The organism is Herbidospora cretacea, from assembly GCF_001570605.1.
GTDB classification, from domain to species: domain Bacteria; phylum Actinomycetota; class Actinomycetes; order Streptosporangiales; family Streptosporangiaceae; genus Herbidospora; species Herbidospora cretacea.
The window spans coordinates 47,506-55,367 of the sequence record NZ_BBXG01000007.1; the positions used below are offsets into that span (position 1 = coordinate 47,506).

The window sequence follows — 7,862 nt, forward strand, 5'->3', positions numbered from 1 at the left end:
ACGTCCCCCAGGCAGCACGAAGTCACTCGTGCGGGTGGGGGCGTATCCGTCGCCGGAAGCCCGTCGGGCCGCATCACATGGTCATTACGAGGTTAGCGGAGGGTAGCGTTTGTCGACCTCGTCGATCTTGGCGTGGATCGCCTCGATCAGGTCGACGCCCAGGACGTCGGCCAGCCGGATCAGATAGGTGGCCACGTCGGACATCTCCGACCTCACCCTGGCCAGCGACTCCTCGTCCAGCGACGCCGCCTCCTCCGGGGTCAGCCACTGGAACTCGGCGAGGAGCTCGCCCGCCTCCCCGGCCAGCGCCATCGCGAGGTTCTTCGGCGTGTGGAAGACCTCCCAGTCGCGGGCGGCGGCGAAGGCCCGCAGCCGGGCGGCCACCTCTTCGATCTCGGTCATGGCACCAGGCTAGGGCCACACATAGGGCAGATCGTCTGGCTCGTCGCCGAACAGCGGACGGTAGAACTCCGGGTCCTTCCGCAGCAGCGCCGACCGGTGGCTCAGGTGGAAGGCGGGGTCGCCCAGCCATGGAGGCAGCTCGCCGGCCTCGCCCAGGGCGGCCTGCGGGCGGATCTCCTCGATGCCCCTGAAGCGGGCCAAATCGGTGCGCAGCGTCACGGCGCAGGTGTCCGCCCGGCCGGTGGAGCACCATTCGTCGCAGATCTCCAGGCCGTACCGGACGAGCGCCTCCTCGTAACCGCGCCACATCTTCGCGGCGGGGTGGTGCCGCCAGCCGTAGTCGTCGACGCAGGTCGCCCGCAGGACCTGGATGGCCTCGACGCGCTGTTTGCCCAGGCGGCGGGCGTCCAGGACGCGGGCGGTCGCGGTGAAGTCGGGATAGGGCAGAAAGGTCTGCACCAGTCTCACGCTAGAGCGAGATGAGTAGGGGGCTACTCAAGCGCGCCGTGGGACACGCGCCGACCATGAGGCCATGGCCAGGAAACGTGTCGGCGAGATTCGCATCAGCAAGCGGATCGTGCGGATCGGGCACGAGGTGTATCCGCTCGCGAACATCTCGCGTGTGCAGACGTTGCGGCTCGTCTACAAGGGACGGCTCGCGACCTTCTATCCGCTCGGAGAGCTCGTCGTGGTGGCGGCGCTGGCCTACGGGGCCTCGTTCGTGGCTGAGGAGGTGCTGCCCGAGGCGCGGGAGTACCTGCCGGTCGCCCTGGCGGTGGCCGGGATCTGGGGGGCCTGGCTGGTGCTGCTGTTCCTCTACCGGCTGATCATCCGGCGGACCAGATACGCCCTGATGATCGAGACCGCGGGGACGCAGTTCACCGCCCTGTCGGGCACCGACCGGCAGGAGATCCACCGCATCGAGGGGCTCGTCGTCGGCGCCATCGAGGATCCGCCCGACTCGGAGCGGGTCATCCAGGTCCACGGCGACCTGGTCTTCGGCGGCAAAGCCGGGCGAGACGTCTACAACGTCGGGAACAACGGGCGCGCGAGCGTCGGCAACTAGTCGGCAACTAGTCGGCAACGAGGAGTCGGGTCATGGGTGACCACGTCATCGGGGGCAAGGCCGGTCGGGACGTCTACAACGTGGCCGGCCACGGCCGCGTGTCCGTGAACAACGCCAGTGAGCGGGTCGACGTCGAGGCGGCGGTGGCCGAGCTCCGGGCGTTGATCGCGCGGCTCGACCGCGAGGGGGCGATCGGGGCGGACGGCAGCGTCGTCGATCCGGGGGCGGTCGTTGCGGCCGTACAGGAGCAGCCTTCGCGGTTGCGGGCGCTGGCCGCCGCGGTGGGCGGGGGAGCGACCGACGCGGTGCTGTCGATCGTTCAGAGCGGGGTCGCGTCGCTGATCGTGGCGCTGGTGTCGCGGGCGTAGAGGGCGGCCACCTCGGTCGCCAGCCGGGCCACCTCCGCGCGGAGCTCGGGTGGTTCGAGCGCCTCGGCGACGGGGCCCAGCGACAGCAGGTAGCGGGCCGCCTTCGGGATCGACTCGATGCGCAGAGTCTGCTCGACGCCGTCGATCCGCACCAGGGCCTCGGACTGGTAGAGCGAGGTGTGGAAGCGTTCCTGGTATTCGCGCCAGTAGGCGGGGAGGTCGAAGTCGCCCGGCGGGGCGCACTCGGTCTCCGAGGTCTCCAGGGTGAGGATCTGGTCGACGCGGAAGGTGCGCGGGCCCGGCCCGGCCACCAGGTACCAGCGCCCGGCCTTCAGCACCAGGCCGTACGGCTCCAGCACCCGGTCGACGTCGGTGGGCGTCTTCCACCTGCGGTAACGCACGTTCAGGACGCGTCCGCTCCACACCGCGTCGGCGACCTCCTGGAGGAAGGGCACCGAGGTGTCCTTGGCGTACCAGCCGGGGGCGTCGAGGTGGAAGCGCGCCCGCATCCGGTCGGCCTGGGCGCGCAGCTCGGGGGGCAGCGCCGCGCGCAGTTTCAGCTGGGCGCCGGCCAGCGCGTTGCCCATGCCGAGTTCGCCCGCCGGGCCCGGGAGCCCGGAGAGGAACAGCGCCTCGGCCTCGGACGGGTTGAGGCCGGTCAGGTGGGTGCGGTAGCCCGCGACCAGCTGGTATCCGCCCTGGTGGCCGGCGTCTCCGTAGATGGGGACGCCCGCGGCGTGCAGGGCCTCGACGTCGCGGTAGACGGTGCGCACCGAGACGTCGAGCTCCTCGGCCAGCTGGGCGGCGGTCAGGCGGCCCTTCGTCTGGAGCAGCAGCACCGTCGCGAGCAATCGGCTCGACTTCACTGACACACCTTGGCAGTGGAGCCTCCCTATCGTCCAGGTATGGCTTTCGCGGAGAAGACCCTCACCGTGCCGCCCCCGATCGAACTCGGCGGGCGTCACATCAAGCGCTACCACGTGGGCTCGCCGGAACCCCATGTGGCGAAGGCCGCCTACGCCCTGCTGCCCGACCTGCTCCCCGAGCCCGACGGGACCCCGTCGGCCTCGTTCGTGGTGCTGCACCGGGGCGGCGACACCGGCGCCTACCTCAACGTCTATTCGTGGGCCTGGGACAACGCGCTGCGGTTCACCGGCGCGGCGGGCGGCCAGCGGGTCCTCGGCTGCCCCGACGACGACCCGGCGCACTTCGTGCGGCTGGAACCCGACTTCATCGGATGCGTCTGGGAACTGCCGCCGATCACCCACGAACGCAACGCCTGGGTGCGGCACGTGCTCGCCCCCGATCGCCCCGACCTGAACGCCTACCTCAACGACTCCCTCCCGGAAGGCCTGACCGGATGAACGACTTCGACTTCCTCATCGGCAGCTGGACCGTCCTCAACCGCCGCCGCCTGAACTACCTCGACCCCGCCAGTGAGTGGGAGGAGTTCACCGGCCTGTCCACCAGCCGCCGGCTGTTCGAGGGTGGCGGCAACATCGACGAGATGGTCTGCCCGACGTTCTCCGGCCTGACGCTGCGCCTGTTCGACGTCGAGCAGAAGGAGTGGTCGCTCTACTGGTCCAACTCCAAGGACGGCGTCCTCCAGCCTCCCGTCGTCGGCGCCTTCACCGACGGGGTGGGCGAGTTCTTCGGCGCGGACCTCTACGCCGGCGAGGAGATCTACGCCCGGTTCATCTGGTCGGACATCACCGAGGACTCCGCCCACTGGGAGCAGGCCTTCTCCCAGGACGGCGGCCAGACCTGGCTGACCAACTGGACCATGGACTTCAGCCGCCGCTAGATCAGCGCCGAATAGGAGTCGCGCCCGCGCCCGCCCTCGATCGCCCGGTCGGCCAGGTCGAGGGCGGCCCGCAGCACGGCGGCGTCCAGCCCGTGCCGGTCGGCCGTCTCCACGACGTGGGCCATCCCGGCGCGGGCCGAGACGATCGTCGACTCGTCCCCGGGATGCTCGCCGGTCGCCAGGTCGCGGGCGAACTCCTCGACGATCGGCGGCAGGATCGCGCCGATGCCCGTCAGGAACGGGGCCAGCTCTCCGGGTGACACGCCCTCCCGGCCGGCCAGGGCGAAGGCGTGGACGAGGCCGGTCATGGACGTCCAGAAGAAGTCGAGCAGCGCCACGTCGAAGGCCGCCGCCCGGCCGATCTCCTCGCCGAGGTGCGTGGTGACGCCGAGCGCGGCGAGGGTGGCCTCGTGCTCGGCGTACACCTCCCGCGGGCCGGAGAAGATCACCACGCCGCTCGCGGTCCCGATCGTCGGCACGGGGGTCAGGATCGACCCGTCGAGATAGGCGATGCCGTGGGAGGCGGCCCAGGCGGCCATCTCACGGGCCCGATGAGGGGCGTCGGCGGTCAGGTTGACCAGGGTGTGGCCCTTGAGGGCGACCGGGTCGAGGATCGAGGCCGCCGCCGCGTAGTCGATCACGCAGACGAGGGTCAGAGGGCCGGCCGCGTCCCGTACGGAAGCGGCTTCGCGCGTTCCCGCCGGGGCCCTGCCCGGGGTTCTGTTCCACACGGTCGTCGGATGGCCCTTGGCCGCGAAGGCCGAGGCCAGGGCGCTGCCCATCGGGCCGAGCCCGAGAACTGTCACGGGGGTCATGCGTTCGATCTTCGTCAGGACGCTATCTTTCCGGCAAGTACCCACTATTTTGTAAGTATGAAGAAGCGGTCGTACACCTGCGGCCTCGACGCGGCGATGGACGTCGTCGGCGGCAAGTGGAAGGCGCTGATCCTCTGGGAGCTGAGCGTCGAGCCGCTGCGGTTCGGCGAGCTGCGCCGCCGGGTCGGTGGGATCAGCGAGAAGATGCTCACCCAGCAGGTCCGCGAGCTCGAACGCAACGGTGTGCTCCGCCGCGAGGTGTACGAGCAGGTGCCCCCCAAGGTGGTCTACTCCCTGACCGATTTCGGGCTGACGCTGAACGCTGCCTTGGAACCGCTCGGGGAATGGGGCCATCGTCACATGGAGACGATCGAGGCGATGCCCCGTGACTGAGGTCCGTGAACTACGGCTGGTCGTGACGGCCGAGAACTACGAGGAGGCCCTCCACTTCTACCGCGACGTGCTCGGCCTCGCCGAGATCGCCGACTTCTCCTCCGGCGACGGGAAGGTGCGGCTGCTGTCGGCGGGCCGGGCCACCGTCGAGATCATCGACGCCCGCCAGGCGCGGCACATCGACGACGTCGAGGTCGGCCGCCGGGTCGCCGGTCACATCAGGGTCGCCCTGGAGGTGCCCGACGCCGAGTCGACGACGGCGCTGCTGGAGGAGCACGGCGCCGACGTGCTCGCGCCGCCGACCCGGACCCCGTGGAACTCGCTGAACGCCCGGCTGACCGCCCCCGACGGACTGCAACTGACCCTGTTCGAGGAGCTCGAGTGAAGGCCATCAGCCAGGACACCCTGGGCGGACCCGACGTCCTGCACGAGATCGACCTGCCCAAGCCCGTTCCCGGGCCGACGGAGGTCCTGGTCAGGGTGCGCGCCGCCGGTCTCAACCCGACCGACTGGAAACACCGGGCGACCGGCTACCTGATCGGGGAGCCGCCGTTCGTGCTCGGCTGGGACGTCTCGGGCGTCGTCGAGTCCGTCGGCCGGGGGGTGGCGATCTACAAACCCGGCGACGAGGTCTTCGGCATGCTGCGCTACCCGGTGGGCCACGGCGCGTTCGCCGAGTACGTCACCGCCCCGGCGCGGACCTTCGCCCCCAAACCGGCCGCCCTTGACCACGTCCAAGCCGCCGGGGTGCCGCTGGCCGGGCTGACCGCCTGGCAGGCGCTGGTCGACGTGGCCAGGGTCCGCGAGGGCGACGAGGTGCTGGTCCACGCGGCGGCCGGCGGGGTCGGCCACCTGGCGGTGCAGATCGCCAAGGCCCGGGGCGCCTACGTCTACGGCACCGCCAGCGCGGCCAAACACGACTTCCTGCGCCGCCTCGGCGTCGACGAGGTGATCGACTACCGGTCGGCCGACTTCACCACCGTCGTCAACGGGATCGACGCGGTGATCGACACGATCGGCGGCGACTACGGCCCCCGCTCGATCACCGTGCTGCGGCCCGGCGGCGTCATCGTCTCGCTGGTCGCCTCGATGGAGGCCGCCGACCTGCGCGATCACGGTGTGAAACACGGGGTGCGGGTCGAGTCGATGATCTGCGAGCCCGACCTGTCGGCGCTGAAGAGCCTCGCGGCGCTCATCGAGGCCGGGCGGCTGCGGGTCGCCGTCGCGGCGGTCTTCCCGCTGGAGGAGCTCGCCAAGGCCATGGAACTGGGCGAATCCGGCCGTACCACCGGAAAGATCGTGCTGACCGTCGACTGATCCCGGCCCGCCGGTCGAGACTGGCGGCATGGACGACGCACCGCAGGTGTCGACGCGGCGGCCGGAGCTCGATCTGCTCAGGATCATCGTGGTCTTCGGGTTGATCTTCTTCCACGCCGCGCTGGTGTTCGACTCGGAAGACGACTTCTACGTGAAGAACGCCGACACCACCGGTGTCACGATGATCTTCGCCGGGTTCATGGTCATCTGGGCGATGCCGATGCTCTTCCTCATCTCCGGCCTGGCCGCCTGGCACTCGCTCAACAGGCGCAGCGCGGCCGGGTTCGCCGCGGACCGATTACTCCGGCTCGGCCTGCCGCTCGTCGTCGCCCTCGTGACGATCATCCCGATCCCGCAGTGGATCAGGGCCGGGACGACGGAGAGCTACTGGGCGTTCCTGCCGAAGTTCTTCGACGTGTACCTGGACATCAGGGAGTTCCCCCTCGTCGTGCGCGGCGAGCACTTCGAGGCCGGCCACCTGTATTTCGTGGTGATGCTGATCGCCTGGTCGCTCATCCTGGCGCTGATCGCGCGGTGGATCCCCGCCGACCACGGCTTCTTCGCCCGGCGGGGCATGATCCTGCTGCCCTTCCTGCCGATCTCCGCCATCTGCGCGTTCCTCGGCCTGGAGGAGGAGTTCGCCGCCTGGAACCGATGGGCCTACCTGGTCTTCTTCCTGTACGGCTACATCATGGCCTCCGACGACCGGCTGAGGGCGGCCATGCGCAGGGACGCCCCGCTGGCCGCCGGGATCGGCGCGGTCATCTTCGCCGTCGGGATGCCCGGGTTCATGGCCCTCGACGGGAATCCGATGCTCGACCTGGAGCCGCTTCCCATCGCCGTCCGGGCCCTCTACGGCGCCGCCGCCTGGTTCTTCTGCGTGGCCATCCTCGGCTTCCTCGACCGGCGCGCCTGGAGCGAGCGGAACGGCTACCTGGCGGCGGCCGCCCTTTTCGTCTACGTCGTCCACCAGCCCGTCGTGGTGGTGACCGCCTACTACGTGGTGCGGTGGCAGGCGCCGATCCTCGTCAAGTACGCCGCCATCGTCACGGTGTCGTTCGCGGTGACGCTGGCGGCGTACGAGATCGTCAAGCGGATCCCCTATGTGCGGGCGCTGTTCGGGGTGCGTCAGGCCGGGCGGGCGTAGAACGCGATGTGCTCGTAGGTCCAGCCGTCGGCGACGGCGGCGTCGCGGGCCTGCGGGCCGACGACATAGTTGTGGTAGGCGCCCTTCCTGAGGCGGTAGACGGCGATCGTGCCCGGGGTGTTCTGGTTGACGGCGTAGAAGGTGACGCCCTCGTAGACGTAGCCGGACCGGTTCACCGCGTTGTCGCGTTCGACGGCGCTGCGGGCGAACAGGCGGTCACCCGAGGTCGGGTGGACCAGCCGGTGAACGGGAGCGAGCCCGGCGGCCATGCGGCCGGAGACGAACACGGACACGCCCTGGTCGACGTAGCCGTAACGGGCCACCGCCTTGTCGGCCTCGCCTCTGCTCAGGGTCAGCAGCGAGTGGCCCTGGGTGGGGTGGGTGACGACGTACAGCTGCCTGGTGAGCAGCCCCAGCACCGGCGCCGAGCTGGCCGACGGCGTGGGAGTCGGGGTCGGTGTCGGTGTCGGGGTCTTCGACGGCGTCGGGGTGGCGCTCGGCGAGACGGTCGGCGTCCGGGAAGGCGTGGGGGTCGGCGTGGGGGTCGGGG

At 70.3% G+C, this 7,862-nt stretch carries 13 protein-coding genes; 8 read left to right on the plus strand and 5 right to left on the minus strand.

Going from position 1 to position 7,862, the window contains the following annotated elements:
- Nucleotides 1-84 precede the first annotated feature (84 nt).
- Nucleotides 85-402: a nucleotide pyrophosphohydrolase gene (locus AW270_RS14680; protein ID WP_061294884.1), complete on the minus strand. Its 318-nt coding sequence runs from the start codon at nt 400-402 to the stop codon at nt 85-87.
- A 9-nt stretch (nt 403-411) separates the two neighbouring features.
- Nucleotides 412-861, minus strand: a complete 450-nt coding sequence (locus tag AW270_RS14685) for an MSMEG_6728 family protein (RefSeq protein WP_061294885.1) — start codon at nt 859-861, stop codon at nt 412-414.
- Between the two features lie 73 nt (nt 862-934).
- On the opposite strand from AW270_RS14685, the gene AW270_RS14690 reads away from it, so the two are divergent.
- Together AW270_RS14690 and AW270_RS14695 are read left to right on the plus strand one after the other, a co-directional pair.
- Nucleotides 935-1,468 carry a DUF6232 family protein gene (locus AW270_RS14690; protein WP_061294886.1) on the plus strand — a complete coding sequence of 178 codons (534 nt, stop codon included), beginning with the start codon at nt 935-937 and terminating at the stop codon, nt 1,466-1,468.
- A gap of 32 nt (nt 1,469-1,500) precedes the next feature.
- Nucleotides 1,501-1,836, plus strand: a complete 336-nt coding sequence (locus AW270_RS14695; protein ID WP_061294887.1) for a hypothetical protein — start codon at nt 1,501-1,503, stop codon at nt 1,834-1,836.
- On the opposite strand, the gene AW270_RS14700 is transcribed toward AW270_RS14695, so the two are convergent.
- Nucleotides 1,788-2,702 carry a helix-turn-helix transcriptional regulator gene (locus AW270_RS14700; protein ID WP_061294888.1) on the minus strand — a complete coding sequence of 305 codons (915 nt, stop codon included), beginning with the start codon at nt 2,700-2,702 and terminating at the stop codon, nt 1,788-1,790. The genes AW270_RS14695 and AW270_RS14700 overlap by 49 nt on opposite strands.
- A 39-nt stretch (nt 2,703-2,741) precedes the next feature.
- Between AW270_RS14700 and AW270_RS14705 the strand changes: the two genes are divergently transcribed.
- Nucleotides 2,742-3,200 (plus strand): hypothetical protein, encoded by a 459-nt coding sequence (locus AW270_RS14705; protein ID WP_061294889.1) that lies wholly within the window; start codon nt 2,742-2,744, stop codon nt 3,198-3,200.
- On the plus strand, nt 3,197-3,640 hold the full coding sequence (locus AW270_RS14710) for a hypothetical protein (protein WP_061294890.1): 444 nt from the start codon (nt 3,197-3,199) through the stop codon (nt 3,638-3,640). Before AW270_RS14705 ends, AW270_RS14710 begins: the two co-directional genes overlap by 4 nt.
- On the opposite strand, the gene AW270_RS14715 is transcribed toward AW270_RS14710, so the two are convergent.
- On the minus strand, nt 3,637-4,455 hold the full coding sequence (locus AW270_RS14715) for an NAD(P)-dependent oxidoreductase (protein WP_061294891.1): 819 nt from the start codon (nt 4,453-4,455) through the stop codon (nt 3,637-3,639). The genes AW270_RS14710 and AW270_RS14715 overlap by 4 nt on opposite strands.
- Nucleotides 4,456-4,512: 57 nt before the next feature.
- Here AW270_RS14715 and AW270_RS14720 point away from each other — a divergent pair, with 57 nt between their 5' ends.
- The 4 genes from AW270_RS14720 to AW270_RS14735 are packed head-to-tail and all read left to right on the plus strand — an operon-like array spanning nt 4,513 to nt 7,312.
- Complete coding sequence (locus tag AW270_RS14720; RefSeq protein WP_061294892.1) at nt 4,513-4,848, plus strand: winged helix-turn-helix transcriptional regulator; 336 nt, start codon at nt 4,513-4,515, stop codon at nt 4,846-4,848.
- Nucleotides 4,841-5,233, plus strand: coding sequence for a VOC family protein (locus tag AW270_RS14725; protein ID WP_061294893.1), 393 nt, complete (start codon nt 4,841-4,843; stop codon nt 5,231-5,233). Before AW270_RS14720 ends, AW270_RS14725 begins: the two co-directional genes overlap by 8 nt.
- Complete coding sequence (locus AW270_RS14730; RefSeq protein WP_061294894.1) at nt 5,230-6,165, plus strand: NADP-dependent oxidoreductase; 936 nt, start codon at nt 5,230-5,232, stop codon at nt 6,163-6,165. The genes AW270_RS14725 and AW270_RS14730 overlap by 4 nt, the downstream gene beginning before the upstream one ends.
- Nucleotides 6,166-6,193: 28 nt before the next feature.
- On the plus strand, nt 6,194-7,312 hold the full coding sequence (locus AW270_RS14735) for an acyltransferase family protein (protein ID WP_061294895.1): 1,119 nt from the start codon (nt 6,194-6,196) through the stop codon (nt 7,310-7,312).
- Here the strand turns inward: AW270_RS14735 and AW270_RS14740 are convergent.
- Nucleotides 7,294-7,731 carry a hypothetical protein gene (locus AW270_RS14740; protein ID WP_061294896.1) on the minus strand — a complete coding sequence of 146 codons (438 nt, stop codon included), beginning with the start codon at nt 7,729-7,731 and terminating at the stop codon, nt 7,294-7,296. The two genes, AW270_RS14735 and AW270_RS14740, sit on opposite strands and share 19 nt — an antisense overlap.
- Nucleotides 7,732-7,862 lie beyond the last annotated feature (131 nt).